Source organism: Amycolatopsis sp. NPDC028719 (assembly GCF_055565395.1).
Genome location: NZ_JBVHUL010000012.1, coordinates 95,686 through 121,212 on the forward strand (window position 1 = coordinate 95,686; position 25,527 = coordinate 121,212).

General features: G+C 71.9%; 28 protein-coding genes. 12 read left to right on the forward strand and 16 right to left on the reverse strand.

Translation table 11 applies throughout. The features are described 5' to 3' along the window. Nucleotide 1: 1 nt before the first annotated feature. From ACZ4TR_RS40715 to ACZ4TR_RS40725, 3 genes are all read left to right on the forward strand, one after another. Nucleotides 2-1,078: a glycosyltransferase family 4 protein gene (locus tag ACZ4TR_RS40715; protein ID WP_465293476.1), complete on the forward strand. Its 1,077-nt coding sequence runs from the start codon at nt 2-4 to the stop codon at nt 1,076-1,078. A 53-nt stretch (nt 1,079-1,131) separates the two neighbouring features. After that, entirely contained in the window at nt 1,132-2,280 is a 1,149-nt protein-coding gene (locus ACZ4TR_RS40720) for a glycosyltransferase family 4 protein (protein WP_465293477.1), read from the forward strand. A 79-nt stretch (nt 2,281-2,359) separates the two neighbouring features. Beyond that, entirely contained in the window at nt 2,360-3,220 is an 861-nt protein-coding gene (locus tag ACZ4TR_RS40725) for a glycosyltransferase family 2 protein (RefSeq protein WP_465293478.1), read from the forward strand. Here ACZ4TR_RS40725 and ACZ4TR_RS40730 read toward each other — a convergent pair. Beyond that, entirely contained in the window at nt 3,217-3,693 is a 477-nt protein-coding gene (locus ACZ4TR_RS40730) for a hypothetical protein (protein ID WP_364526422.1), read from the reverse strand. The two genes, ACZ4TR_RS40725 and ACZ4TR_RS40730, sit on opposite strands and share 4 nt — an antisense overlap. Before the next feature lie 141 nt (nt 3,694-3,834). Between ACZ4TR_RS40730 and manB the strand changes: the two genes are divergently transcribed. Both manB and ACZ4TR_RS40740 read left to right on the forward strand, forming a co-directional pair. After that, a complete protein-coding gene (gene manB / locus ACZ4TR_RS40735) occupies nt 3,835-4,914 on the forward strand; it encodes a mannose-1-phosphate guanylyltransferase (protein WP_465293479.1) in 1,080 nt (359 codons plus the stop codon). A gap of 2 nt (nt 4,915-4,916) precedes the next feature. Next, nucleotides 4,917-5,813, forward strand: coding sequence for a DNA-3-methyladenine glycosylase family protein (locus tag ACZ4TR_RS40740; RefSeq protein WP_465293480.1), 897 nt, complete (start codon nt 4,917-4,919; stop codon nt 5,811-5,813). 16 nt (nt 5,814-5,829) lie between these two features. Here the strand turns inward: ACZ4TR_RS40740 and ACZ4TR_RS40745 are convergent, their stop codons facing one another. The 7 genes from ACZ4TR_RS40745 to ACZ4TR_RS40775 are packed head-to-tail and all read right to left on the reverse strand — an operon-like array spanning nt 5,830 to nt 10,571. Next, entirely contained in the window at nt 5,830-6,072 is a 243-nt protein-coding gene (locus ACZ4TR_RS40745) for a hypothetical protein (RefSeq protein WP_465293481.1), read from the reverse strand. Then, entirely contained in the window at nt 6,072-6,437 is a 366-nt protein-coding gene (locus ACZ4TR_RS40750) for a GntR family transcriptional regulator (protein WP_465293482.1), read from the reverse strand. The genes ACZ4TR_RS40745 and ACZ4TR_RS40750 overlap by 1 nt, the downstream gene beginning before the upstream one ends. After that, nucleotides 6,434-6,895, reverse strand: a complete 462-nt coding sequence (locus tag ACZ4TR_RS40755; RefSeq protein ID WP_465293483.1) for a hypothetical protein — start codon at nt 6,893-6,895, stop codon at nt 6,434-6,436. Before ACZ4TR_RS40755 ends, ACZ4TR_RS40750 begins: the two co-directional genes overlap by 4 nt. Before the next feature lie 26 nt (nt 6,896-6,921). Next, entirely contained in the window at nt 6,922-7,467 is a 546-nt protein-coding gene (locus tag ACZ4TR_RS40760) for an NUDIX hydrolase (protein WP_465293484.1), read from the reverse strand. After that, nucleotides 7,464-8,858: a coenzyme F420-0:L-glutamate ligase gene (locus ACZ4TR_RS40765; RefSeq protein ID WP_465293485.1), complete on the reverse strand. Its 1,395-nt coding sequence runs from the start codon at nt 8,856-8,858 to the stop codon at nt 7,464-7,466. The genes ACZ4TR_RS40760 and ACZ4TR_RS40765 overlap by 4 nt, the downstream gene beginning before the upstream one ends. After that, complete coding sequence (gene cofD, locus ACZ4TR_RS40770) at nt 8,794-9,783, reverse strand: 2-phospho-L-lactate transferase (RefSeq protein WP_465293486.1); 990 nt, start codon at nt 9,781-9,783, stop codon at nt 8,794-8,796. Before cofD ends, ACZ4TR_RS40765 begins: the two co-directional genes overlap by 65 nt. After that, a complete protein-coding gene (locus ACZ4TR_RS40775) occupies nt 9,780-10,571 on the reverse strand; it encodes a GNAT family N-acetyltransferase (RefSeq protein ID WP_465293487.1) in 792 nt (263 codons plus the stop codon). Before ACZ4TR_RS40775 ends, cofD begins: the two co-directional genes overlap by 4 nt. A gap of 58 nt (nt 10,572-10,629) precedes the next feature. Between ACZ4TR_RS40775 and ACZ4TR_RS40780 the strand changes: the two genes are divergently transcribed. From ACZ4TR_RS40780 to ACZ4TR_RS40795, 4 genes are all read left to right on the forward strand, one after another. Then, nucleotides 10,630-10,812 carry a hypothetical protein gene (locus ACZ4TR_RS40780; protein WP_465293488.1) on the forward strand — a complete coding sequence of 61 codons (183 nt, stop codon included), beginning with the start codon at nt 10,630-10,632 and terminating at the stop codon, nt 10,810-10,812. Between the two features lie 113 nt (nt 10,813-10,925). Further along, nucleotides 10,926-11,246 carry a ferredoxin gene (gene fdxA / locus ACZ4TR_RS40785; protein WP_003083029.1) on the forward strand — a complete coding sequence of 107 codons (321 nt, stop codon included), beginning with the start codon at nt 10,926-10,928 and terminating at the stop codon, nt 11,244-11,246. Further along, entirely contained in the window at nt 11,243-12,334 is a 1,092-nt protein-coding gene (gene dapC, locus ACZ4TR_RS40790) for a succinyldiaminopimelate transaminase (RefSeq protein ID WP_465293489.1), read from the forward strand. The genes fdxA and dapC overlap by 4 nt, the downstream gene beginning before the upstream one ends. A gap of 53 nt (nt 12,335-12,387) precedes the next feature. After that, nucleotides 12,388-12,693, forward strand: coding sequence for an antibiotic biosynthesis monooxygenase (locus ACZ4TR_RS40795; protein ID WP_465293490.1), 306 nt, complete (start codon nt 12,388-12,390; stop codon nt 12,691-12,693). Between the two features lie 332 nt (nt 12,694-13,025). Here ACZ4TR_RS40795 and ACZ4TR_RS40800 read toward each other — a convergent pair whose 3' ends face one another. Continuing rightward, nucleotides 13,026-13,673 carry a TetR/AcrR family transcriptional regulator gene (locus tag ACZ4TR_RS40800; RefSeq protein ID WP_465293491.1) on the reverse strand — a complete coding sequence of 216 codons (648 nt, stop codon included), beginning with the start codon at nt 13,671-13,673 and terminating at the stop codon, nt 13,026-13,028. 44 nt (nt 13,674-13,717) lie between these two features. Here ACZ4TR_RS40800 and ACZ4TR_RS40805 point away from each other — a divergent pair, with 44 nt between their 5' ends. Next, nucleotides 13,718-15,124, forward strand: coding sequence for an FAD-dependent monooxygenase (locus ACZ4TR_RS40805; protein WP_465293492.1), 1,407 nt, complete (start codon nt 13,718-13,720; stop codon nt 15,122-15,124). Here ACZ4TR_RS40805 and ACZ4TR_RS40810 read toward each other — a convergent pair whose 3' ends face one another. The 4 genes from ACZ4TR_RS40810 to ACZ4TR_RS40825 form a co-directional block, all read right to left on the reverse strand. Beyond that, nucleotides 15,125-15,301: a hypothetical protein gene (locus ACZ4TR_RS40810; RefSeq protein WP_364526450.1), complete on the reverse strand. Its 177-nt coding sequence runs from the start codon at nt 15,299-15,301 to the stop codon at nt 15,125-15,127. It abuts the gene before it with no gap. Between the two features lie 298 nt (nt 15,302-15,599). Beyond that, the gene (locus tag ACZ4TR_RS40815; protein WP_465293493.1) at nt 15,600-16,529 is read right to left on the reverse strand and encodes a CHAD domain-containing protein; all 930 of its coding nucleotides are present in this window, start codon (nt 16,527-16,529) and stop codon (nt 15,600-15,602) included. Between the two features lie 96 nt (nt 16,530-16,625). Beyond that, a complete protein-coding gene (dapD, locus tag ACZ4TR_RS40820) occupies nt 16,626-17,606 on the reverse strand; it encodes a 2,3,4,5-tetrahydropyridine-2,6-dicarboxylate N-succinyltransferase (protein ID WP_364526454.1) in 981 nt (326 codons plus the stop codon). A 95-nt stretch (nt 17,607-17,701) separates the two neighbouring features. After that, nucleotides 17,702-18,109 (reverse strand): hypothetical protein, encoded by a 408-nt coding sequence (locus ACZ4TR_RS40825; protein ID WP_465293669.1) that lies wholly within the window; start codon nt 18,107-18,109, stop codon nt 17,702-17,704. 44 nt (nt 18,110-18,153) lie between these two features. Between ACZ4TR_RS40825 and dapE the strand changes: the two genes are divergently transcribed. Beyond that, the gene (gene dapE, locus ACZ4TR_RS40830; protein WP_465293494.1) at nt 18,154-19,224 is read left to right on the forward strand and encodes a succinyl-diaminopimelate desuccinylase; all 1,071 of its coding nucleotides are present in this window, start codon (nt 18,154-18,156) and stop codon (nt 19,222-19,224) included. Between the two features lie 215 nt (nt 19,225-19,439). Further along, nucleotides 19,440-20,240 (forward strand): DUF3152 domain-containing protein, encoded by an 801-nt coding sequence (locus ACZ4TR_RS40835; protein WP_465293495.1) that lies wholly within the window; start codon nt 19,440-19,442, stop codon nt 20,238-20,240. Between the two features lie 63 nt (nt 20,241-20,303). Here ACZ4TR_RS40835 and ACZ4TR_RS40840 read toward each other — a convergent pair whose 3' ends face one another. From ACZ4TR_RS40840 to ACZ4TR_RS40850, 3 genes are all read right to left on the reverse strand, one after another. Next, a complete protein-coding gene (locus ACZ4TR_RS40840) occupies nt 20,304-21,356 on the reverse strand; it encodes a chitinase (protein WP_465293496.1) in 1,053 nt (350 codons plus the stop codon). Nucleotides 21,357-21,502: 146 nt separating this feature from the next. After that, nucleotides 21,503-23,116, reverse strand: coding sequence for a M28 family peptidase (locus ACZ4TR_RS40845; protein ID WP_465293497.1), 1,614 nt, complete (start codon nt 23,114-23,116; stop codon nt 21,503-21,505). Between the two features lie 101 nt (nt 23,117-23,217). Then, complete coding sequence (locus ACZ4TR_RS40850; protein WP_465293498.1) at nt 23,218-25,482, reverse strand: M4 family metallopeptidase; 2,265 nt, start codon at nt 25,480-25,482, stop codon at nt 23,218-23,220. Nucleotides 25,483-25,527 lie beyond the last annotated feature (45 nt).

Consider the following 25,527-nt stretch of genomic DNA (forward strand, 5'->3'; position numbering starts at 1 on the left):
CGTGCCCGAACTGGTCGTGCTCGCCGAGCAGCTCCTCGCGCCCGTGCCCGGTGGCACCGGGCGCTACACGGCCGAGCTGCTCCCCGCGCTCGCGAAGACCGCGCCGCCGGGGTGGACGGTGTCCAGCGTGGTCGCGCGGCACGCCGACGTGGACGCGGCTCGGCTGGAGGGCGTCGAGGGCCCGCGGGTGCTGCGGATCCCGCCGCGCGCGCTGGTCGGCGTCTGGCAGCTGGGCCTGCGCTGGTGGCCGGGCGGCGACGCGGTGCACGCGCCGACGCCGTTCGCGCCGCCGCGCGCACCGGCCGGGAAGACACTGAGCGTGACCGTGCACGACACCGTGCCGTGGACCCACCCCGAGACGCTCACCGCGCGCGGGGTCAGCTGGCACCGGTCGATGATCGCGCGGGCGGCGCGGCGGGCGTCCGGGCTGGTGGTGCCGACGCGGGCGGTCGCCGACGAGCTGGCGGTGCTGATCGACGTCGACGTCCCGGTGCGCGTGGTGCCGCACGGCGTGCGCGTGCCCGCGGGTTCGGCTCCGCTGGACCTGCCTTCGCGTTATGTCCTCGCGGTGGGCACGATCGAGCCGCGCAAGGGGATCGACGTGCTGGTCGACGCGGTCGCGGCGCTCGACGACGTGGTGCTGGTGCTCGCCGGGCAGCCGGGCTGGGGCGGCATCGACCCGGTCGCGCTGGCGGCCGAGCGCGGGCTGCCGGCGGACCGGCTGCGGATGCTGGGGAAGGTGTCGGACGCCGAGCTGGCGACCGCGTTGCGGCAGGCGAGCGTGCTGGCCGTGCCGAGCCTCGCCGAGGGGTTCGGGCTGGGCCTGCTGGAGGCGATGGCGGCGGGAATCCCGGTGGTGCACACGGACGCTCCGGCGCTGGTGGAGGTGGCGGGCGGCGCGGGGATCACGGTGCCGCGCGGCGACTCGACGGCGCTGGCATCGGCGTTGCGGGAGGTGCTGGGTTCACCCACCGTGGCGGCCGGGCTCACTCGTTCGGGTCGGGAGCGGGCGAAGGCGTTCACCTGGCGTCGCGCGGCGGAAGCGGTCTGGGCCATCCACACGCGGGCGCATGGCTGACCGGTTTGCCAGTTCCCCACCATGACGCAGGGTTGCCGCCGTACCCTGCAGGGGTGAGCGATGATCCCCGGGTCCTGATCGACGCGACCGCGGTTCCCGCGGACCGCGGCGGGGTCGGGCGCTACGTGGATTCGCTCGTCGCCGCCCTGGACGCGGACGGCGCGCGCATCACCGTCGTCTGCCAGCCCCGGGACCTGCAGCTTTACGATCGGCTGGCGCCGAACTCGCGCGTCGTGCCCGCTTCGCCGTCGACGACCACCCGCACCGCGCGGCTGACCTGGGAACAGGCGACCCTGCCCCGGCTGACGCGCCGCCTCGGCGCGGACGTCGTCCACTCGCCGCACTACACGATGCCGCTGGCCACGTCGGCGGCATCGGTCGTCACGCTGCACGACGCGACGTTCTTCACCGACGCCGTGCTGCACTCGTCGGTGAAGGCCCGCTTCTTCCGCGCGTGGACGTCGACGGCCCTCCGGCGCGCGACGTTGTGCGTGGTGCCCTCGGCGGCGACGGCCGCGGAGCTGGCCCGCGTCGGACCGGTGCGGCACGCTTCCTTGGAAGTGATTCACCACGGCGTCGACACCGAGCGTTTTCACCCACCGTCACCGTCCGAGGTGGCGGCCGCCCGTGCGGCGGTCGGGCTGGGCCGGACACCGTACGTGGCGTTCCTCGGGGCGCTGGAGCCGCGCAAGAACGTGCCGGCGCTGATCCGCGGGTTCGCCAGGGCGGTGGCCGGGCAGCGCGACGCGCCGGCGTTGGTGCTGGCCGGGCAGCCGGGGTGGGACACGCAGGTCGAGCGGGCGTTGGACGCGGTTCCGCACCGCCTGCGCGTGATCCGGGCGGGCTACCTGCCCTTCGGCACGTTGGCCGGGTTCCTCGGCGGGGCTTCGCTGGTGGCGTACCCGTCGCTGGGAGAGGGGTTCGGGCTGCCGGTGCTGGAGGCGATGGCGTGCGGCGCGTGCGTGCTGACCACGCGCCGGCTGTCGTTGCCCGAGGTGGGCGGCGACGCGGTGGCGTACTGCGGCGTCGGCGCGGGAGATGTGGCGGCGGCGATCACGGAGCTGCTCGCGGACCCGGGCCGTCGATCCGAGCTGGCCACGGCGGCCCAGCAGCGCGCGAAGGAGTTTTCGTGGGCTACGACCGCTGAACGGCACCGAGAGGCGTACGCGAAAGCCTGGTCCCGCCACCTCCGCACCCGCTGAACAGGCCGGCTCACGTACCCTCCGGGTACGCCCTGTGGGGTGGCGGGGTCGCGTTGGGTGACCGGTGGACAATGGCCGGGTGACTGAGCACTCCCGCTATGGCGACGAAGTCGGCGTCGTGACCGTGACCTACTTCTCCGAGGACACCATCGAGCGGTTCCTCGACACCCTCGAGAAGGCCACCGAGCGGGACGTCAAGGTGGTCGTGGCGGACAACGCTTCCGTCGAAGGCGCCCTCGAACGGGCCACCGCCCACCGGAACAACGTGCAGCTGCTCAGCATCGGGGAGAACGTCGGCTACGGAGCCGCCGCCAACCGCGGGGTCGCCGAGCTGGACGAGCGGTACGGCTGGGTCGTCGTCGTCAACCCGGACCTCGAATGGGAGCCCGGCTCGCTCGACACGCTGCTCGACGTCGCGAGCCGGTGGCCGCGCGGAGGTGCCTTCGGGCCGCTGATCCACGACCTCGACGGCACCGTCTACCCCTCGGCGCGGCTGCTGCCGTCGTTCGGGCGCGGCATCGGGCACGCCGTCTTCGCGAAGATCTGGCCGGGCAACCCCTGGACGAAGCAGTACCGCCAGGAGACCGGCACCCCGGTCGAGCGCACGGCGGGCTGGCTGTCCGGCTCGTGCCAGCTGATCCGCCGGGAGGCGTTCGACTCCGTCGGCGGCTTCGACACGCGCTACTTCATGTACTTCGAGGACGTCGACCTCGGCGACCGGCTGGCGAAGGCGGGCTGGCTGAACGTCTACGCGCCGTCCGCCAGCGTCACCCACGAGGGCGGGCACTCGACGTCGCAGGCCTCGGAAAAGATGCTCAAGGCCCACCACGACAGCGCCTACCGCTACCTCGCCGACCGCCACCAGGGCCTCGCCTGGAAGCCGGTGCTGGCCGCCGCGAAGCTCGGCCTCGCCGTGCGGCTGAAGCTGGAGACGCGCTAGATCCCGTCGAGCCGGCGCGAAAGGTCGGACCGGCCGTTGTTCTGCGTCACCGTCGGCACCAGCCCGGTGTCCTCCGGGTCCGGCTCCTTCAGCGGGCTCGTGATCGGCTCGGCCTGGGGACGACGGGACAGCGGGGCGGTCACCTGCGTCCCCGGTTTGTGCATCGGTGTCGTCGGCGTCGGCGTGCTCAACGGAGTGGTCGCCTGCGGACGGCGCGAGCCACCGGAAGCCTCCAGCCGCCGCGTGGGCGACGCACCCGCGAGCGGGTGGTCGTTCTCCTCGATCAGCGACGCCGGGAGCTGCGTGGTCGTGTCCGGGTCCTGGCTTCTGTCGAGGCCGTCGATGGCGGCACGCGGTATCTGCTGCGTGTTCGAGGCGTCCATCGGCGAGATGGCGCTGTCCGGCGTCACCACGAACACACCGCGCGCCTGGGCTCGTGCGAGCAGGGCGTCCGCCCGATCGCGGGGGTCCATCCCCTCGGCCTCCCGACTGACCCGGGGCCCTCTGGGGAAAGGCCCGCCTGTTTCCTGTCTAGGGTAGGCCCTCCGGGCGACCTCCGTCAGGGTTTCCCGCGGCTTGTCGCTCAGCGGTGCGTGATACAAGAGGAGATTTCCGTGACGTCCGAGGTCGAGATCGACGCCGTCGTGCTGGTCGGGGGCAAGGGCACACGACTGCGCCCACTGACCCTTTCGGCGCCGAAACCGATGCTCCCGACAGCCGGGACGCCCTACCTCAGCCACCTGTTCTCCCGCATCCGCGAGGCCGGGATCCGGCACGTCGTGCTGGGTACGAGCTACCGGGCGGAGGTGTTCGAGGAGTACTTCGGCGACGGCAAGTCGATCGGTCTGGACCTCGAGTACGTCGTCGAGGAGGAGCCGCTCGACACGGCGGGCGCGATCCGGAACGTCTACGGCAAGCTGCGCGCCGACCATGTGATCGTCTTCAACGGCGACATCATCTCCGGCTCGGACCTCGGCGAGCAGCTGCGCGTGCACCGCGAGTCCGAGGCCGACGTCACGCTGCACCTGCAGCGCGTGCCCGACCCGAGCCGGTTCGGCTCGGTGCCGACCGACGAGACCGGCCGCGTCCAGGCGTTCCTCGAGAAGACGCCGAACCCGCCGACCGACCAGATCAACGCCGGCTGCTACGTCTTCCGCCGTCCGGTGATCGAGGCCATCCCGACGGGCCGCCGGGTGTCGGTCGAGCGCGAGACGTTCCCGCAGCTGCTGGAGCAGGGCGCGCACATCCAGGGCTTCGTCGACGCGTCCTACTGGCTGGACGTCGGCACGCCGGAAGCGTTCGTGCGGGGCTCCGCCGACCTGGTGCGGGGCGTCGCGCCGACGTCGGCGCTGCCCGGGCGGCCCGGCGACTTCCTGGTGCTCGACGGCGCTTCCGTGGCCGAAGACGCCCAGCTGTCCGGTGGTTCGACCATCGGCGTCGCCGCCGTGGTCGGCTCCGGCGCGAAGATCGACGGCTCGGTGCTGTTCGACGGCGCAGCCGTCTCCGAGGGCGCGATCGTCGAGCGCTCGGTGCTCGGGCACGGTGCGCGCGTCGGCGCCGGTGCGGTGCTGCGCGGGGTCGTGCTGGGTGACGGCGTGTCCGTCGGCGCCGGCTGCGAGCTGCTCGACGGCGCCCGGATCTGGCCCGACACCGTGCTGCCGGACGGTTCCATTCGCTTCTCGAGCGACGCGTAGCGATGTTCTGGCGTCCCGCGTTCGAAGTCGACCTGGGCAGTGTCCTGGGTCCGCTGAAGCGCGGGCGCGGGTCGCTCAACATCCTGACCGACGAGCGCGGCATCACCTGGCTCGCGTCGAACACGCCGGACGGCCCGGGCACCCTCGCGCTGCGCAAGCTGACCGACGGCCGGATCGAGGCCGCGGCCTGGGGCGACGGCGCCGACCGGCTGCTCAGCGGCGTTCCCGCGCTGCTCGGCGCGAACGACGACGACTCCGGGTTCGTCGCGCACCACGACGTCGTCGCGCGCGCCCGGCGGGAAAACCCGGGGCTGCGGCTCGGCGCGACCGGTGTCGTGTGGGACTGGCTGGTGCTCGCGGTGCTGGAGCAGAAGGTGACCGGCAAGGAGGCGATCCGGTCGTGGGCCGAGCTGTGCCGCCGGTTCGGCGCACCGGCGCCCGGGCCGGGGCCGGAACGGCTGCGCGTGCCGCCGACGCCGGTGGCGCTGCGGTCGCTGCCGGACTGGCACTGGCACCGCGCGGGCGTCGACATCAAGCGCCGCACGGCGTTGCTCAACGCGGCCCGCGTCGCCGGTCACCTGGAGCGGGCGGTGGAGCTGGGCGGCATCGAAGGCCGGCACCTGCTGCGGCACGTCCCGGGCATCGGGGTGTGGACGGCGGCGGAGGTCGCCCAGCGCGCGTGGGGCGACCCGGACGCGGTCAGCTTCGGCGACTACAACATCCCGTCGATGGTCGGGAACGCCGTGCTGGGCCTGAAACTCGACGACGCGGGGATGGCGGAGGTCCTGGCGCCCTACGCCCCGCAGCGGCAGCGGGCGGTGCGGTACCTGGAGGCGGCCGGACATCGGCGGCCGCGCTTCGGCCCGCGCATCGAACTGCGCGACTACCGCGCCATGTGAAGCCCTCCGACTTGGCCTACTGCTGCGGCGGGTAGGGCGGCTGCTGGCCCGGATATCCCTGCTGCGGCGGATAACCCGGCGGCTGCTGACCCGGATAGCCGCCCTGCGGGGGGTAAGGCGGCGGCGGGTAACCCGGGTAGCCCTGCTGCGGCGGGTACGGCGGCGGCTTCGGCTTGCTCGCGTTGACGATCAGCAGCACCACTCCGGTGATACCCCCGATCACCACCACGAGGATCAGCAGCATCAGCACGCTCACCATCAGCTCTTCCCTTCGTCGAGTGCGGCGCGGGCGATCGCCAGCGCTTCCGCGTCGTCCAGGCCCAGTTTGCGGGTGAGCGCGGCGTAGCCGGCCGCGGCCTGCTGGGCGCGGCGGCGGCTCTGGTCGCCCGAAGCCGCGACGAAGCTGCCCGCCCGGCCGCGCGTCTCGATCAGCCCGGCCTCCTCCAGTTCGCGGTACGCGCGCGCCACCGTGTTCGGGGCGATGCCCAGGTCGCCCGCGAGCTGCCGGACGGTGGGCAGCTTCGTGCCGACCGCCAGCGAACGGTTGTTGATCCGCGTCGCGAGCCCGGACCGGACCTGCTCGAACGGCGGGACCGGCGAACTGCTGTCGAAGGGGATGATCACCAGCTCTGCGGACCCGCTCCCGGGCCCGGCGGCCGCTGCCCCTGCGGCGCGTACTGCTGCTGGGGCGCCGGCGGGTACCCCTGCTGCGGCGCGAACCCTGGCTGCTGCGGAACCGGCTGCGACGGCGGGAACCCGGCCTGCTGCGGCGCGAACCCCTGCTGCGGCGGATACGGCTGCGGCGGCGCGGGGAACCCACCCGACGGCCCCGGCGGCGGCGCGAACCCGCCGGACGGTGGCGGGAAACCTTGCTGTGGCGGGAAGTTCGCAGCGGGCGGGAACTGCCCGCCGCCGTTCTTCATCGCCTCTTCGCGGCGCATCTTCGACACCCGCACCGCCACCACGATCACGAACACGATGATCGCCAGGATCAGCAGCCCGACGACGATGTAGCCGAACACCCCGTCGCCGCCGCCACCGCCGGAGTGATAGTGCACCCGCTCCAGGAACTGCGTAGCCATCTGGTCCTCCCTCTCCGCGCCCCAGGCTAGTGCCCGGCACCGACAGGAACGGCCGCTTTCACCAGATCGGCGAGATCTTCCGACCCCGCCGGCAGCGCGTCCACCGGCCACCACCGCAGGTCGTCGGACTCGTCGCTGCGCACCGGCTCCGCGCCGGCCGGGGCGTGCACCGCGTACCGGACGTCGAAGTGCCGCGTCGGCACGCCGAGCGAGCACGTGATCGGGTGGACGTCCAGGTGCACCGGCTCGGCGGAGATCCGCAGCCCGGCCATGCCGGACTCTTCGGTGGCCTCGCGCAGCGCGGCCTCGGCCAGCGAGCCGTCGGAAGGTTCGCAGTGCCCGCCGAGCTGCAGCCAGCGGCCGACCCGCGGGTGCAGCGTGAGCAGCACCCGCGTCCCGGTGTGGTCCAGCACCACCGCCGACGCCGTGAGGTGCCCGGCTTCGCACGAGCGGCGGCAGGCGTCCTCCCGGGCCGCGAGGAAACCGAGGAACGCCTGCCGCAGCGACTCCTGGGAACCGAGGGCGGGCCGCCACGAATCCAGCGTCGCGACGGCGTCCGCGTGCAGGGTCACAGCTCCAGCAGCCCTTCACCCGGCTCGACCGGCCCGCGCGGGTCCGGCTCGGTGAGCGGGATGCCGATCGCGACCGAGCCCAGCGGCTGCCAGCGTTCGTCCAGCCCGAGGACCTCACGGACGATGCCGGCGGCGAAGATCGTCGATCCGATCCAGCACGAGCCGAGGCCTTCGGCGGCGAGCGCGACCAGCAGCCCTTGCACCGCGGCGCCCCCGGCGACGGTGAACATCGTCTTTTCGCAGTCGTTGCGGCGGGCGTCGGGGTAGGTGTGGGCGCCGTCCGGCACCAGGAAGGGGATGACGATTTCCGGTGCCCGGTAAAGGATGTCGCCGCGGCTGAGCCGCTTCGCGACCTGCTCCGGTGTGAATTCGTCGCCGGTCAGGTCGGCTTGCCACGCTTCGCGCATCGCGTCGAGCAGCTGCTTGCGCTTCCCGCCGTCGCGCAGCCACACGAACCGCACCGGGTGCGTGTGGTGCGGTGCGGGCGCGGTCAGCGCCGAGCCCACGGCCCGCCGGATCGACCGCGGGCTCACCGGTTCGTCGCTGAACCGCCGCACCGAACGCCGCGCCGGCACCGCTTCCCGGCGGCCCTGCGCGATGGCCTCGTTCGAGCCCAGCCGGAAGAGGTCCTCCTCGAGCGGGCGGACCAGGTTCCGCGCCGTCGAGCCGTCGTCGAAGATGTCCAGACCACGGACGACGGCGACCGGCGTGCCGCCGAGCTTGCCCTTGACCAGGTCGGCGGCCCCGGCCAGCTCGTCCGCGACCGCCACCTCGGTGACGGCCAGCTCGTTGCCCTGGCCGTCCACCTCGCCGCGGTAGGCGTGCAGCACGCGCAGCCCGGACGAGCCGATCGCGGCGTCGGTCTGCCCGACCCGCCACGCACGGCCCATCGTGTCCGTGACGACCACCGCGACCTCGACGCCGAGCCGCTCGCGCAGCCCGTTGCGCAGGGCCAGGGCCGACGCGTCCGGGTCGGCCGGCAGCAGCGCGACCTCGTCGCCCTCGACGTTCGACGCGTCGATGCCCGACGCCGCCTGCACGATCCCCAGGTGGTTCTGGGTGATCACCGTGCGCGCGATCCGCGCGACCACCCGGACGGCCTCGCGCTCGACGAGCTTCCGGCGCTCGGCGTCGCGGACCTCGGGGTCGGCGGGCACCTTGACGAGCCTGCCCTCGGCCTTCGAGACGATCTTGCTGGTCACGACGAGGACGTCACCCGAGCGCAGCCAGGGCGCGGCCTCGACGATCGCGCCGGTCAGGTCGTCGCCGGGGCGGAACTCCGGCAGCCCGGTGACGGGCAGGATCTCCAGCTTGGGGGAAGCGTGGTCAGTCAACAGGGGCTCCAGCCAGTTCCAGGGCGGCACGGGCCATCGCCGCGGTCGCGTCCACATCGGACATCAGCAGGGGGACGTCGCGGACGGTCACGCCCGGCACGTCCGCCGTTTCGCCTTCCGCGATCAGCCAGCCGTCGAGCACACCGCCGTCCTTGCGGGAGCCGTAGTGCCGGCCCACCGCCTCCGCCGACGTCTCGACGCCGATCGCGGTCAGGCACGCGTCGGCCATCCCGCGCAGCGCCTTGCCGCCGATGATCGGCGACACCCCGACGACGCCCGCGGACGTCTTGCGGAGCGCGTCCCGGACCCCGGGCACGCCCAGCACGGTGCCCACCGACACGACCGGGTTCGACGGCGCGAACAGCACGGCGTCCGCGTCCTTGAGCGCGTCGAGCACGCCGGGCGCGGGCTTGGCCTCGTCGGCGCCGACCGCGACGATCGAGTGCGCCTTCGGCTCGGCGCGGTAGCGCACCCACCACTCCTGGAAGTGGACGGCCTTCTGCTGGCCCTCCTGCTCCGGGTCGTCGATGACGACGTGCGTCTCGACGCGGTCGTCCGACATCGGCAGCAGCCGGACGCCGGGCTGCCAGCGGTCGCAGAGGGCCTCGGTCACCGCCGAGAGCGGGTAGCCCGCGCGCAGCATCCGCGACCGGATCAGGTGGGTGGCGATGTCCTTGTCGCCGAGCCCGAACCACGACGGCTCGGCGCCGTAGGCCGCCAGCTCCTCCTTGACGACCCAGGTCTCGCCCGAGTGCCCCCAGCCGCGTTCTTTGTCGATGCCGCCGCCCAGGGTGTACATGCAGGTGTCCAGGTCCGGGCAGATCCGCAGGCCGTGCATCCAGACGTCGTCGCCGGTGTTGACCAGCGCCGTCACCTCGTGCTCCGACTCGGAGGCACCTTCCGGTGCCATGCCCAAAGCCGCCTTTACACCCAGCAGGAAACGGGCCCCGCCCACTCCGCCGACCACTACCACGATCTTCACGACGTCGAATCCTCGCACGAGCCGGGTGCGGGCACCCAGTACCGGTATCTGTGGTGCGGGGCGTAGCCGAGCCCCGCGTAAAGCGCGAGTGCGCCTTCGTTGCCTTCCGCGACCTGCAACACCGCCTGGCCGGCTCCGTGTTCCGCACCCCACGTGTGCAGGGCGCCCATCAGCGCCGACGCGAGCCCGCGGCGCCGGAAGGCCGGGCCGACCTCGAGGCGGCCGACGTGCAGCCAGCCGTCGACCAGGGCCCCGCGGACGACGCCGGCGGTGAGGCCGTCGATCGTCGCGACACCGTAACCGACCTTTCCGCCGGTCAGGACGCTCCGCGCGGCGTCGGTGTCCTCCCCGGGCCCGAGGGTCAGCCCCCACCAGCCGGGCGTCGGCTCATCCGCCACTTTCGCCGAGAAAGATGCGTCGGAGGGGCCGGAGGCGTCACTTTCCCTAGGAAAGATGCGTCCGGCGGCGAGCGTGGTGGTGAGGACCACGACCTCGTGGCCGCGGTGGTGGCGCGTTGCCTGGGACCAGCCCGCGGCGGCGATCGCGCGCTCGTTCGGGCTGTCTCGGATCACCTGGACCATCGGCGCGATCCCCCGATCGTGGGCGAAGTCACACACCGCACGCAGCGCCTCGGAGACGGGCCGGCCGGGGTCGCCCACGGCGAGTGCGCTGTTCGCGCGGCCGGTGAACCCGTCCGCCCAGCGCAGCCGCCAGGTCCCCAAGGGTTCTTCGACCAGTGGCGGCCATGCTCTGCTGCAGGCGATTTCGAGCGACTCGGGTGCGTTCACGGCTAGATTGTCCCCAAGGCCGTGAACGGCGCGGAACGGATTTCCGAGGAGGTGGGCCGTGGGCGTCCAGCGCAAGGACGAGCGGCACAACGAGAAGCTCGTCGACGAGATCTCCGAGGGGTTCAACCGCGCCGTGGGGGAGAAGAAGGCCGAAAGCGACGCAGGCGAGGCTCCGAAACCTCGCTTCGTCATCACCGGTGACGCCCGGGCCACCCCGCCGTCGCGCCGCCGGGAGAGGTGAGCACCCGCCATACCCGGGGTATGGCTAAGGCTTGCCTCACCAACCGAACGGGTGGCCGAACCGCGTAGTGTCGGCCACGACTGGCTGTTTGCAGAGAAAAGCAGGAGTGCGCAGTGACCTACGTGATCGCCGAGCCCTGCGTCGACGTGCTCGACAAGGCGTGTATCGACGAGTGCCCCGTGGACTGCATCTACGAGGGCGAGCGGATGCTGTACATCCACCCGGACGAGTGCGTCGACTGCGGCGCCTGCGAGCCGGTCTGCCCGGTCGAGGCGATCTACTACGAGGACGACGTCCCGGACAACTGGTCGGACTACACCAAGGCCAACGTCGACTTCTTCGACGAGCTGGGCTCGCCCGGCGGCGCCTCCAAGGTCGGCAAGACCGCGCACGACCCGGCGTTCATCAAGGCGCTGCCCCCGCAGGGCGAATGAGCCGGGTCGCGCTGCCCGACTTCCCCTGGGATTCGCTCGCCGAGGTCAAGGCCAAGGCGCAGGCGCATCCCGGCGGGGTGGTCGACCTCTCCATCGGCACGCCGGTCGACCCGGTCCCGGCCGGCATCCGCGACGCGCTCGCGTCGGTGTCGGAGATCCCGGGCTACCCGACGACGCACGGCATCCCGGCCCTGCGCGCGGCGGCCATCGCCGCCCTCGGCCGCCGGCACGGCGTCACCGGCATCGAGCCGGACGCGGTGCTGCCGACGATCGGGTCGAAGGAGGCCGTGGCCTGGCTGCCGCGCCTGCTCGGCTTCGGCCCGGGCGACCTGGTGGTCATCCCGGAGCTGGCCTACCCGACCTACGAGGTCGGGGTGCTGCTGGCGGGCGCGTCGATCCTGCGGTCCGACGGCCTGACCGCGCTCGGCCCGCAGAAGCCGGCGATGATCTGGCTGAACTCGCCGTCCAACCCGACCGGCCAGGTGCTGCCGGTGGAGCACCTGCGCAAGGTCGTCGAGTGGGCCCGCGAGCGCGACGTCGTGGTGGTGTCCGACGAGTGCTACCTGGCGCTGGGCTGGGAGACTTCGCCGTTGTCGGTCCTGCACTCGGACGTCTGCGACGGCCGCACGGACGGCCTGATCGCGGTGCACTCGCTCTCCAAGTCGGCGAACCTGGCCAGCTACCGCGCCGGTTTCCTGACCGGTGACCCGCGCCTGATCAAGCAACTGCTGGAGATCCGCAAGCACGCGGGCATGATCGTGCCGCGCCCGGTCCAGGAGGCGATGGTCGCCGCCCTGACCGACGACGAAGCTCTTTCCGCCCAGCGCGAGCGGTACGCCCGGCGCCGGCTGGCGTTGCGAAAAGCGTTGCAGGACAACGGTTTCCGCATCGACCACTCCGAGGCGGGGCTGTACCTGTGGGCGACCAGGGACGAGCACGCCTCGGCGACGGTCGAGTGGCTGGCCGACCGCGGGATCCTGGTGGCCCCGGGGACGTTCTACGGCCCCAAGGGCGGCAAGCACGTCCGCGTCGCCCTGACCGCGACGGACGAGCGCGTCGACGCCGCCGTGGAGCGCCTGAGCGAGTAGCACTGGCCCGACGGCGCCCGAAAACTGTCGGTGCTCGCGGCTGGGTTGCGCTCGTGACGACGATCGAGCTTGCTCGCTTCCGGATCGAAGACGCGGCGGTGGACCGGCTGGTGGCCGAGCGTCCGGCGATGGTCGAGGCGATGCGTCGGCGGTTCCCCGGCTGCCTCGCCGCGTACCTGACCCGGGAGGACGACGGCGGCTGGCCGGACGTCGTCTTGTGGCGCAGCCCTGCCGAAGCCGAGGAAGCGGCCCGGTCGATCGACACGGTGCCCGTGTGCGCCGCCTGGTTCCGGCACATCAGCGCGTCTTCGGGGTTGCGTCACGTCGAAGTCGTCGACGCCTGGCCGGACCCCGCCTGAGGTCCGGAGCTGTTCGGCCAGCCGCTCGAGTTCGGCCGCCGCCGCGGGCGAGGTGTCGCTGAACCCGCTGTGCACGGCCGTCGCGCTTCGCAAGAAGCGCCCCAGCACGGGCACGAGCAGCCCTTCCGGCAGAGTCCGCAACGCGGCGAACCCGCGCGGGACCGGCGGCGTTGGCAGGACGCCCAGGTTCCGCCGTATGAGGCGAAGCAATCCTCGCCGTGGCGGCCGTGGACCGCGTCGAGGTCTACAACGGGCAGCCCGTGTCCCCGGCGGCGGGCGAACCTGCCCGGCGCCGGGCGATCACGTTCCCGGCGGCGGCGATGAGCGCGCCCCTAGCAGTCCCGGCCCGTGAACCCGCGGTAGACGAACCGGGTGAGCGCTTCGATCGCTTCTTCGTCGGTCGGTGGCGTCCACCCGGGCGGCGCCGGGTCGAGCAGCCACATCTGCGCGAAGCTGTCGACCAGCTGGTACATCATCGCGATCGACAGCTCCTTGCTCGCCGGCAGCCGCATCCCGGCCGCCGTCACGTGCGCCAGGTGGCCGTAGAGGTCCGCCGCCTGGGTCGCGCCGAAGTTCGCCATCGTCCGCGCGAACGCGTCGTTGACCATCGCCGCCTGGCGCAGCGCCTGCATCGTCGACGCGTGCTCCTTGTAGAAGTCCCAGTACTGGGCCACGTGCCAGCGCACCGCCGCCGGGTCGCTGAAGTCCGACAGGTGCCCTTCGGTCAGCGCGCTTTCGTCGCCTGACGCCGCGATGTCGGCCAGGAGTGCCTCGAGCAGCTCCTCCTTGCCCGCGAAGTGGTTGTAGAACGACCCCGCGGCCCGGCCCGCCTCGGCGGTGATGTCCGTGATCTTCGTGTTCAGGTAGCCCTTCCGCGCGAACACGCGCCGGGCCGCCGCCTTCAGCGCGGTCTCCGTCTCCGCGGCCTTCTCCTTGCGGTTCACCGCCACCTCCTTGACGCCGGACGCTAGCAGTGTCATTCTGAATCAAGATTCACTGAATTTCAATTCACTGGGAGGGCGAGATGGATACACGGGTGCTGATCGCGGGGGCGGGACCGACCGGGTTGACGCTGGCCATCGAGCTGGCCCGGCGCGACGTCGCCGTGCGGATCATCGACAAGGCCGAGACGTTCTTCCTGGGCTCGCGCGGCGACGGGCTCCAGCCGCGCACGCTGGAGGTCTTCGAGGACCTCGGCGTGCTCGACGCGGTGCTCGCGGCGGGGGCCGCGCCGGTGCCGATGAAGATCCACCTCGGCGGTGACGTGGTCGGCGAGCGGATGATGTTCGACCCGGTCGAGCCGACGCCGTCGAAGCCGTACCCGACCGGCTGGTTCCTCAGCCAGTCGCACACCGAGGGCATCCTGCGTGACCGGCTGGCCGAGTTCGGCGTGCGCGTCGAGCTGAACACCGCGCTGACCGGCTTCGAGCAGGACGCCGACGGCGTCACGGCCACGCTGAGCACGGGCGAGACCGTCCGCGCGGCGTACCTCGTCGGCGCCGACGGCGGCAAGAGCTTCGTGCGCAAGACGCTGGGGATCGCGTTCGAGGGCAACACCGACGAGTCGATCCGGATGCTGCTCGGCGACGTCCACGCCGAGGGGCTCGACCGCGCGTACGGCCACTGGTTCGCGGCGCCGGAAGACCCGATGAGCGGCATGGTGTTCAGCCCGCTGCCGGGCACCCCGTGGTTCCAGTTCGGCGCGCCGCTCGGCGACGGCGAGCTGGACGCCGAGACGGCGCTGCCCGCGGTCCAGGCCCGGCTCGACGCGCTGAGCGGCGGCACCGTCCGGCTGTCCGACCTGGCCTGGTCGACAGTGTGGCGGCCGAACGTCCGGCTGGCTGCGCGCTTCCGCGACGGCCGGGTCTTCCTGGCCGGCGACGCGGCGCACGTCCACCCGCCGACCGGCGGCCAGGGCCTGAACACGGGCGTCCAGGACGGCTACAACCTGGGCTGGAAGCTCGCGGACGGCTCACCCGAGCTGCTCGACAGCTACGAGGCCGAGCGCCGCACGAACGCGGCGCGCGTGCTCGGGATTTCGACGGAGCTGCTGCAGAAGTACGTCGACGGCGCCGAGGACGCACACGAGCGCGGCGAGGACTTCCAGCAGCTGGACATCAGCTACCGCGGCGGCCCGCTGTCCCCGGCGGGGACGGGCGCGCTCCAGCCCGGCGACCGCGCACCGGACGCGCCCCTGCTCGACGCGAACGGCAAGCGGGTCCGGCTGTTCGAGCTGTTCCGCGGCCCGCACGCGACTTCGCTGACCTTCGGCGACGGTCCTTCGGAGGGGTACCGGATCTTGCCGGCAGGCAGCGTCGCGACGGGCACCGACCTGATCGACGACGGCGGCCACGCGTACGCGGCGTACGAGGCCGAGGGCGGCCGGCGGGTCGTCATCCGGCCGGACGGGTACGTCTGGTCGGTGGCCTAGTCACGACATCCCGCTGTGCGTGGAGTTGTCGTAGGTGCCGTTCGGCTTGGCGCGGTACGGGTAGCGGCCGAGCTTCCGCCCGCGCCGCACCCGGCGACCGGCCAGGACGAGGGTGGTGATGATGGCCAGGAAGAGCAGGACCACACCGCCGATGCCCAAGGTCAGTGCCGTCGCCATCGGCCCAGGTTACGGTCCGCGGCTCGGAGTGGGGGCGGCCGAAATGCCAGGAATGAGTCATTCACTGCGCCGGACGCCAGGAATGAGTCATTCACTGCGTTCGGGCTTCGGCGGCGGCAGCTCGCGGCGTCGCCGATGACTCATTCGCGGCGCGGGAGGTCCCGAATGAGTCATTCGCGACCTCGCCCGGCCGGACGGGTATGTCCGGTCGATGTCACGAGGCCGCACTTTCCCTAGGAAAGATGCGCCGTGGGGGGCCGGAGACGCATCTTTCCCAGGGAAAGTGACGACTGGGTGGTCAGGCGTGGAGGGCCCGGGCGGCGTCGTCGACCGCGGCCCAGGAGGCGCGCCAGGTCGCGCGGGCCTCGGCGCGGCGGGCCAGCTCGCGCTCGGCGATGCGGCCGGCGACGAAGCCGACCTCGCCGTCCGCCGTGTCCAGCACCGTGCGCATCCGCTCGGCCGCGTTCACCGCGTCCTGGTGGTCGCCGAGCACCGTCTGGAAGTCCTGCGTCGCCCTGATCAGCTTCTTGATCCGCTTCGCCCGCTTCTTCTTCGCCGACGTCTGGGCCAGCTCGGCGGCGTACCGGAGCTTCTTGCCGTGGATGCGCAGGGCGTGCAGGTCGTCGTCCGGCGGGTCGGCCGGCAGCGCGCGGACGGCCTTGGTGAGCTTGCGGTGCGGCTTCGCCAGCCCGGCGACCAAGTCGTGTCGTTCTTCCGCCGCCGTCGGACGGTCCCGGGTCAGCAGGCTGACCTCCCGCAGCAACGTCGAGTAGCGCGCGCTCGACAGCGCCCGGGTCAGCCGCCGCTTCGCCGCGGCGCGCTCGGTGACGAACCGGGACACCAGCCGGCGTCCGGCGGCCTGGTCGCGGACCTCGAAGTCGGCGATGACCTCGCGCAGGTGCCCGATCAGGACGTCGTAGTCCCGCACCTCGCCGAGCGACTGGCCGAGCCAGCCGAGCTCCGCGCGCACCGGCTCGGCGCCGTCCCCGACCAGCGCGCCGGACAGCTTCAGGACGCTGCGCATCCGCCGCAGCGCGACGCGCATCCGGTGCAGGTCCTCGGGGTCGGCGCCCGAGCGCGTGCCGGCTTCGTACGCGATCAGCGCGCGGATCTCCCGGTCGAGCTTGGCCCGCACGTGGTGGACCGCCGGATCCGCCGGGCCCGCGGCGACCGGGAGCTCGGGCAAGCCCAGTTCGGCCGGGGTGCGAGGCAACGATTCGGTGGTCACCTCACGAATGGTAGGTGAGGGACTCGGCCCCACCCAACGCCGTGAATGTCGCATTGACGGACTTCAAGTCCCTCAATGCGACATTCACGGACCTGCTCAGTTGGCGTGCAGGATCGAGTTCAGCTCGACGCCGGACCCCGTCCGCGGCACGACCTCGACCGCGCCGGTCGCCGAGTTGCGGCGGAAGACCGCGCCCGAGACGCCGCTGAGCTCGCGGGCCTTGACGACCTTGCCGTCGACGACGACCTTCGTCCCCGCCGTCACGTACAGCCCGGCCTCGACGACCGTGTCGTCGCCCAGCGAGATCCCGACGCCGCCGTTCGCGCCGATCAGGCAGCGCTCGCCCAGCGAGATCGTCTCCTTGCCACCGCCCGAGAGCGTGCCCATGATCGACGCGCCGCCGCCGACGTCCGAGCCGTCGCCGACCACCACGCCGGCCGAGATGCGGCCCTCGACCATCGACGCGCCGAGCGTGCCGGCGTTGAAGTTCACGAAGCCCTCGTGCATCACGGTCGTGCCGGACGCCAGGTGCGCGCCGAGTCGGACGCGGTCCGCGTCGCCGATCCGGACGCCGGCCGGCAGCACGTAGTCGACCATCCGCGGGAACTTGTCGACGCTGTACACGGTCACCGCGCCGCGCGAGCGCAGCCGCAGCCGCGTCGTCTCGAAGCCCTCGACCGGGCACGGGCCGTGGTTGGTCCACACGACGTTCGCGAGCAGGCCGAACATGCCGTCGAGGTTCTGGCCGTGCGGGCGGACCAGGCGGTGCGAGAGCAGGTGCAGCCGCAGGTACATGTCGTGCGTGTCGGCCGGGGCGTCGGCCAGCTTGCCGATCGTGGTGCGGACGGCGACGACCTCGACCCCGCGGTCGGTGTCCGGGCCGAGCAGCGCCGCGGCGGCCTCGCCGAGCAGCTCGGTGGCCTCTTCCTGGCTCAGGCGCTCGGTGCCGGCGGTGCCGCCGTCGGTCAGCTTCGGGTGCGGGTACCAGGTGTCGAGGACCGTCCCGTCGGTCGCGACGGTGGCCAGCCCGACGCCGCTGGCGCCGGTCGTTTCGGGGTTCGGGCTCTGCTCGCTCACGGCCTTCACCGTAGTCCGTAACTTCTGGGGCCAAGCCCCAGACCCCAGCCGGGGGCAAGCCCCCTGGACCCCCGAAAGACCGGGGGTGACGCGGATCAACCCGTCGTGGGCCGGGCGTCGACCTGCTTCTTCAGGCCCGACAGAGCAGCGGCGACGTCGACCAGCGCCTGCGTGCAGGGGCCACCCGGGTCGGGCACGGTCGTGCAGCCGGCGCCGCGGAACGCCTTGATGGCCGTGTCCAGCTTGTCGGCTTCGGCGACCAGCTGCGGGTCCCGGTCGTCGGCGCGCTTGCGGGCCGTGCCCGGCACGTTGGCGACCTCCGTGACGTACTTCTCACAGCCCTTCGGCAGCTGGGTGCGCGGGCTCGCGTAGCACTGGTCGGCGGTCAGCGCGGCCAGCTTCGTCGGGAGCGCGTCCGGTCCGGGCTCGCCACCCTGCTTGGGGGTCGGGCCCGCCTCGTTGCCGCAGCCGGACAGAACCAGGACCAGCAACGCGCCGCCCACGGCGACCGGGAACCTACGCACACCCCCACGGTAGCGTGCCGGGCATGAGCCTCGACCTGCACGCCGATCCCGTCGACCTGACCGCCGCGCTCGTGGACGTCTTCAGCGTCTCGGGCAGCGAGGCCGAGCTGGCGACGCTCGTGCAGGAAGCGCTCGAGAAGCACGCGCCGCACCTCGAAGTGCTCCGCAACGGCGACGCCGTCCTCGCGCGCACCCACCTCGGCCGCGCGTCGCGGGTCGTGCTCGCCGGGCACCTGGACACCGTGCCGGAAAACGGCAACCTGCCTTCGCGGCGCGAAGGCGCCGGCGCCGACGAGATCCTGCACGGCCTCGGCACGGTCGACATGAAGAGCGGCGACGCGGTGTTCCTGCACCTCGCCGCGACGCTGCCGGAGCCGAAGCACGACGTCACCTTCGTCTTCTACGACAACGAAGAGGTCGAAGCGACGAAGAACGGCCTGGGCCGGATCGAGCGCGAGCTGCCGGAGTGGCTGGCCGGCGACCTGGCGATCGTCGGCGAGCCGTCGAACGGCGTGATCGAGGCGGGCTGCCAGGGCACGATGCGCGTCGAGCTACGGCTTTCCGGGAAGCGCGCGCACACCGCGCGGGCGTGGATGGGGGAGAACGCGATCCACGCGCTGGCCGGGCCCCTGCGGCGGCTGGCGGAGTACACGCCGCGGGTCGTCGACATCGACGGGCTCACCTACCGCGAAGGCCTCCAGGCGACGTCGATCAGCGGCGGCGTGGCGGGCAACGTGGTCCCGGACGCGGCGGTGCTGACGGTGAACCACCGCTTCGCCCCGGACCGCGACCCGGAGGCGGCCGAGCGTCACCTGCGCGAGGTGTTCGACGGCTACGAACTGTCCGTTGTGGACCTTTCCCCGGGAGCGCTGCCGGGCTTGTCGGCCCCGGCGGCGGCCGAGCTGGTGTCGGCGGCCGGCGGTCGCGCGGCGGCGAAGCTGGGGTGGACGGACGTGGCGCGGTTCGCGGCGCTGGGGATGCCGGCGGTCAACTTCGGCCCGGGCGACCCGACGCTGGCGCACACGAAGCAGGAGAACGTCCACACGGCGGAGATCCGCCAGGTCACGGAGATCCTCCGCAAGTTCCTGTCCTGAGTGGCCCCAGCGCCCCAATGTGGCCTTGGGTGCGTCTAACGCACCGAAGGCCGCCTTGGGTGCGTCTGACGCACCGAAGGCCACATTGGGGCGTAGTGGCCGTCGTCACACTGGGGTCCACTGAGCTGCGGTGACACACTGTCGCCAGGGGTCACCGCAACTTTTCCCGTACGCGGGCCGTATTCACTGGTGAAGCCGCATGTCCGGGAGGACCCATGCCCAAAACCGCGAGACGGGCCGCGGCCGTCGCCGTGCTCGCCCTGGCGGTGATCGGCGCCGTGACGGCCTGTGAGCAGCAGCCCGTCGCCGCGCCCGCGGCCGGGCCCGTGGTCATGGCCATCGGGGAGGCCACTTCCGTGCCGCCGCCGCCCGACGCGCGTGCGCCCGTCACCCAGGCCGCGCCCGTCGAGGTCGCCATCACCTTCCCGCGGACCGGCTCCGGCCAGTGGATGTTCACCCCCGGCAGCGACGAGGTGGCCGGCACCAAGGGCAAGCTCATGCGGTACCGGATCGCGCTCGAGACCGACATCGACGGCGTCGGGCCGGCCGCGTTCGCCAAGGCCATCCGCGGCATCCTCGGCGACCCCCGCGGCTGGACCGGCGGCGGCGAGTGGCGGCTGCAGCAGGTCGGGCCCGACGACGACGCCGACTTCACCATCTACCTGGCCACCCCGGCCAGCCGCGACAAGCTGTGCGGCGGCTCCCCGGACGGCTACACCTCCTGCCGCAACGGCAGCAACGTCGTGCTCAACATCGCCCGCTGGGCCAACGCCGTCCCGAACTACGGCGCCCCGATCGACGTCTACCGCCAGTACATGGTCACCCACGAAACCGGGCACCGGCTCGGCCACGGCCACGAGCTGTGCCCGGGCGCGGGCCGGCCGGCGCCCGTGATGGAGCAGCAGACGCTCGGGTTGCACGGCTGCGTCCCGAACCCCTGGCCGTTCCCGAACGGCCGCGAGTACGCGGGCCCGTCCGGCGAGTACAACGACCCGATCCCGGCCGGCGACTCGTAAAGCCGTGAATGTCGCATTGAAGGGACGTCAAGTCCCTCAATGCGACATTCACGGACCTCGGCGTTACCGGCCCTGCAGGGACTTGACGTTGTCGCCGAAGGTCCAGCCCTTCGAGCCGTCCCAGTTGATCGACCAGTCCATCAGGCCCTTCAGGCCCGGAACCGACCGCCACGCCTGGGAAACCAGGCTCGGCGACATGTACCCGCCGCCCGCGCCCGGCTGGGCCGGCAGACCCGGGACCTGCTTGTCGTACGGCACGCGGATCGTCGTTCCCTGCACGACCAGGCCCTGGTTCAGGCACTGGGTCTGGACGGTGAAGCCCTGAACGGTCCCGGCCTGGTACGAATCACCCGAGCAGCCGTACATCGACCCGTTGTAGTACTGCATGTTCAGCCACCACAGCCGGCCGTTGTCCGCGTACTTCTTGATGATCGGCAGGTACGCGCCCCAGATCGAGCCGTACGTGATGCTGCCGCCGGTGACGTAAGCGGTTTCCGGCGCCATCGTCAGCCCGAAGTTCGACGGCATCTGCGCGAGCACGCCGTCGATGATCCGGATCAGGTTCGACTGCGACGCCGACAACGTCTTGATGTTGCCGCTGCCGGTCAGGCCGGTCTCGATGTCGATGTCGATCCCGTCGAAGTTGTACTGCTTCAGGATCGGCACGACCGTGGCGACGAACTTGTCGGCCACCGCGGACGAAGACAGGTCTATCCCGGCGGCCGCGCCGCCGATCGACATCAGGAGCGTCGCGCCCGCGGCCTTCGCAGCGCACATCTCGGCGGGCGTCGACACCTTGACGCCGGCGTCCATCCCGTTCTCCCACAACACGGTCCCGTCGGACCGGATCACCGGGAAGGCGGCGTTGATGACGTTGTAGCCGTGCTGTGCCATGCGGCTGTCGGTGATGGGCACCCAGCCCATCCCGGGGTGGACACCGTTCGCGGCGCCGTCCCAGTTTTCCCAGTACCCCTGGAGGACCTTGCCCGCGGGCCGGGATTTCACCGCGCACGTGTCGGCCGACACCGCCCCCTGCGCGGGGGCCGGCACGAGCAGCGGGACGGCCAGGACCGCCGCCAGGAGGGTTCCGAAGAAGCGGGTTCTACGACCGGACATACCGGCTCCCATCGTCGTTGAGGGCGAACGCGGCGTGTCCGCCCACGATAGGGAACCGGGGAAAGCGCTGACTACCTACGATCGGGTGGTCTAGACAAATTACCGAGGGCGGCACTTTCACGGGAAAGTGCCGCCCCCGGGGTGGGTCAGACGGTCAGTGTCCAGGAGGACAGGTAACCCGTGTCGGCCGGGCCGACGTCGCGCAGCCGCAGCTGCCAGGCACCGTTCGCGGCCTCGGAAGAGGCGTTGACGGTGTAGGTGGTGTCGAGGTTCGGCGTCGAGTCGCTGCTGGAGTTCTTCAGCCGGTACGCCGTGCCGTCCGGGGCGACGAGGTCGAGGACCAGGTCACCGCGGTAGGTGTGGGTGATGTGCACCTCGACCTTGGTCGTCGACGACGCGTTGCGCGCGCAGCCGCCGACGGTCGCCGTGCTGTTCACCGCAGCACCCGGGTAGTCCGGGATGGTCAGCCGCGTGCCGTTGGTCACCGGCGCGCACGACGAAGTGCCGACACCCAGCGAGAACGACGCCGTGTGGTCGACGCTCGCGCCGTCGGCCGTCACGGTGATCGGGAAGGTGCCGGTCGGCGTCGACGCGGAAGTCGTGACGGTCAGCGTCGAGGAATCGCCCGACTGGACGGTGGCCGGGCTGAACGACGCCGTCGCACCCGCGGGCAGGCCCGAAGCCGACAGCGAGATGGACTGCGCGCTGCCGGACGTCGTCGCGGTGCTCACCGCGACCTGCAGCGACTGTCCGGGTTGGACGGTCCCGGCGGTCGGGTTCAGGTTCACCGAGAAGTCGTTGCCCTGCGTCGTCGCGACGGCCAGCTTCCACAGCGCGTACCCGATCGCGTCGGAGTTCTTCTCCAGCGGCGCGTCCGGGATGTTCGACGTCGTGTCGCACGCGCGGTGGTAGCAGTTGTCGAACGCCGCACCCGCGGTGCCGCCCCACTTCTGCGCCTGCGCCGAGCTCTTGATGTCGCCGGCGCCGGTCGCCAGGCCACCGACCGGGATGCCCGCGCTCTTGAACGACGCGTGGTCGGACCGGCCGTCGCCCTCGCTGTCACCCTCGGTCTGGATGCCGATGGACGAGAAGTACTCGTCGAAGACCGCCTTGACCGAAGCGACGTCGTCGTAGACGAAGTAGCCCCAGTTCTTCGAGCCGATCATGTCGAAGTTGAGGTAGGTCTTGATCTTCGTGCGCTCGCTGCTCGGCAGGTTGTTGACGTAGTACTTCGAGCCGACCAGGCCGGACTCCTCGTCGGCCCACCAGCCGAACCGGACGCGCTTGGCCATCGCCGGGTTGGTGCGGGCCAGCGTCAGGGCCGTCTCGAGGATCGACGCGCTACCGGAGCCGTTGTCGTTGATGCCGGGGCCGGCGCTGACGCTGTCGAGGTGCGCGCCCAGCATGATGACCTGGCTCGCGTCACCCTGCGGCCACTCCGCGATCAGGTTCTGCGACTGGCCGATGCAGCTGGTGCACGTCTGGCGGGTCGTCGTGTACCCCGCGTTCTTGAGCAGGTTTTCGACGTAGGTCACGGAAGCCGCGTAACCGGCGCCGCGCGGCGAACGCGTGCCGCCGTTGTTGTTGGCGATGGCCTGCAGCTGGTTGAGGTGGGTCTTGATGTTGGCCAGCGAGATGTCCGGTGCGGCGAGCGCGGTGACGGGCGCGGCGGTGGCGGTGGCGCCTCCGGGGGCGGTCACGACACCCATCACGGCGGCCAGGGCGGTGACCCCGGCTCCGAGTCTGGTCTTCCACTTCATGGCGGTGAGTTCCTTCGATGGGGGTTGGGGAGAAGAGCCGTGAATGTCGCATTGAGAGACTTCAAGTCCCTCAATGCGACATTCACGGCTTCGGGGCGGGACTACACGGTCAACGTCCAGGAGGACAGGTAGCCGGTGTCGGCGGGGCCGACGTCGCGGATGCGGAGCTGCCACGCGCCGTTAGCGGCTTCCGAAGAAGCGTTCACGGTGTAGGTGGTGTTGATGTTCGGCGTCGAGCTGCTGCTGGAGTTCTTCAGCCGGTAGGCGGTGCCGTCCGGCGCGACCAGGTCGAGGACCAGGTCACCGCTGTAGGTGTGGGTGATGTGCACCTCGACCTTGGTCGTCGACGACGCGCTGCGCGCGCAGCCCGCGACGGTGTTGGTACTGCTGACCGCGGCACCCGGGTAGTCCGGGATGGTCAGCCGCGTTCCGTTGGTCACCGGGGCGCACGACCCGGTGGTACCAACGGTGAGCGAGAACGAAGCCGTGTGGTCGGTGCTGGCCCCGTCGGCGGTGATGGTGATCGGGAAGCTGCCGGTCGGGGTGGAAGACGTCGTCGCGATGGTCAGCGTCGAGGAGCCGCCCGACTGGACGGTCGCCGGGCTGAACGTCGCGGTCGCACCGGCGGGCAGGCCCGAGGCGGACAGCGTGATCGACTGCGCCGCGCCGGAGGTGGTCGCGGTGCTGACGGTGGTGGTCGCCGAGGCACCCGGCTGCACGGAACCCGAAGCCGGGTTCAGCGCGACGGAGAAGTCCGGCCCGCCGCCGCTGCACGACGTCGGCTCACCGGTCGCGGTGGTGACGGAGACGGCGTCCCACGCGGCCTTGGTGGCGTTGTACTCGGTGCAGCTGCCCGGGTAGAGCGCGATCGCGGCTTCGAGGGTCGCCTTGCGGGCGGCCTTGTGGTTCCACGACGAGGTCTTCTTCAGCAGGCCGTTGTAGAAGATCTTGGCCGCTTTCTGGATGCCGATGCCGGTGACCGACGAGCTGTTGCAGGTCGGGCTGTTCGGCTTGCCGCCACCGGGCGCGGAGCCCTCGGCGAGGAGGTAGAACCAGTGGTTCTGCGGGCCGGCCGCCGCGTGCACCTCGGTGCTGGGGATCGACGACGAGTAGCAGTTCGGGTCGCCGACCAGCGACGGCTGGTACATGTAGCGGATCGGACCGTCGCCGACCAGGTTGACGCCTTCGCCGACCTGGTAGTCCGGAACGTCCTTCGGGTTGTTGGCGTACGCCTCGGTGATCGCGCCGAAGATGTCACCGGTCGACTCGTTCAGGCCGCCGTTCTCGTTGCCGGAGCCGGCACCGCCCGGGGTGAACTGGAAGATGCCGTGCCCGAACTCGTGGGCGACGACGTCGATCGACGTGGCCTGGCGCTGGTTGTCCTGCGAGTGACCGAAGTGGGTCGACGAGCCGTTCCAGTAGGCGTTGACGTCGTTGAGGCCCACCGACGCCGGGTACCCGGTGCCGCTGCCGTTGATGCCGTTGCGGCCCAGCCACTCCGACAGCATCTTCCACTCGGTCTGCACGCCGAAGAGCGTGTCGACGCAGGCGGTTTCGAGGTCGGTGCCGGTGCCGTTGCCCCACGCGTTGTCGGTGCCGCTGTAGACGGAACCGCCTTCGCGGCCGCAGCTGATGCCGGTGCGGCCCGGGTCGCGCATCGTGTACGTGCTGCCGGACTGCGTCGTGTCGATGGAGACGTTGCCGACGTAGTAGCTGTTGCCGGTGCCCGCGACGTTCACCGTGCCGGGCTGCGCTTCTGTCGCTGCCTTGGCGGAGAAAGTCTTGACGTCGTCCCGCTTGTCGAGCACTGCGCCGGTGGCCGCGTCGACGAAGACGTGCAGGTTGCTCGGCGCGGTGGCGGTGCGCCCGGCGACGACGACCTCGTAGGCCAGCTTGGGGGTCGCCCCGGCCAGCACGACCTTCTCCGGCGTGCTCACACTGTCCACTGTGGGCAGTTGAGCGCGCGCGGTGGCCGCGGCCTTCGCGGCGTCGAGCGCGGCCTGCGTCCCGACGGTGATGGCCGCGGTCTCGGCGGCGCTGGTGCCGCGGACGCGCCCGGCACCGTCGGCGACGACGACCGCGTCCCCGCCCACGACCCGCAGGCCCTGGTAGGTCCGCTGGTAGGCGCCGTAGAACAGGCCACCGCCACCGGCGGTCAGCCCGACGCGCTGGAACGATTCGGCCGGTCCGCGCCTGAGCGCGTCCAGTCCCGACGCGGCGGCTTGGTCGGCCGCGCGGGCGGCGGCCACGTCCGGGGCGGCGGGCTGGGCCGCTGGGGTCGCGCTGGCCGGTGCCACCGGCAGCGCGAGTGTCATGGCGAGCCCGGCGGCGGCCGCCAAGCCCGTTCTGAACCCACGATGGGTCATCGAAGTCTTCCTTCCACGAAGGCAGGACGATGGGGTGCGGTGCGG

Coding starts and splice junctions, on each gene's coding strand:
- ACZ4TR_RS40730 (WP_364526422.1), bottom strand. CDS start 3,693: ATGGACCCCCGCGATCGGGCGGACGCCCTGCTCGCACGAGCCCAGGCG.
- ACZ4TR_RS40740 (WP_465293480.1), top strand. CDS start 4,917: ATGTTCTGGCGTCCCGCGTTCGAAGTCGACCTGGGCAGTGTCCTGGGT.
- ACZ4TR_RS40745 (WP_465293481.1), bottom strand. CDS start 6,072: ATGGTGAGCGTGCTGATGCTGCTGATCCTCGTGGTGGTGATCGGGGGT.
- ACZ4TR_RS40755 (WP_465293483.1), bottom strand. CDS start 6,895: ATGGCTACGCAGTTCCTGGAGCGGGTGCACTATCACTCCGGCGGTGGC.
- ACZ4TR_RS40765 (WP_465293485.1), bottom strand. CDS start 8,858: ATGTGGACGCGACCGCGGCGATGGCCCGTGCCGCCCTGGAACTGGCTG.
- dapC (WP_465293489.1), top strand. CDS start 11,243: ATGAGCCGGGTCGCGCTGCCCGACTTCCCCTGGGATTCGCTCGCCGAG.
- ACZ4TR_RS40800 (WP_465293491.1), bottom strand. CDS start 13,673: ATGACACTGCTAGCGTCCGGCGTCAAGGAGGTGGCGGTGAACCGCAAG.
- ACZ4TR_RS40805 (WP_465293492.1), top strand. CDS start 13,718: ATGGATACACGGGTGCTGATCGCGGGGGCGGGACCGACCGGGTTGACG.
- ACZ4TR_RS40810 (WP_364526450.1), bottom strand. CDS start 15,301: ATGGCGACGGCACTGACCTTGGGCATCGGCGGTGTGGTCCTGCTCTTC.
- dapE (WP_465293494.1), top strand. CDS start 18,154: ATGAGCCTCGACCTGCACGCCGATCCCGTCGACCTGACCGCCGCGCTC.
- ACZ4TR_RS40835 (WP_465293495.1), top strand. CDS start 19,440: ATGCCCAAAACCGCGAGACGGGCCGCGGCCGTCGCCGTGCTCGCCCTG.
- ACZ4TR_RS40840 (WP_465293496.1), bottom strand. CDS start 21,356: ATGTCCGGTCGTAGAACCCGCTTCTTCGGAACCCTCCTGGCGGCGGTC.
- ACZ4TR_RS40845 (WP_465293497.1), bottom strand. CDS start 23,116: ATGAAGTGGAAGACCAGACTCGGAGCCGGGGTCACCGCCCTGGCCGCC.
- ACZ4TR_RS40850 (WP_465293498.1), bottom strand. CDS start 25,482: ATGACCCATCGTGGGTTCAGAACGGGCTTGGCGGCCGCCGCCGGGCTC.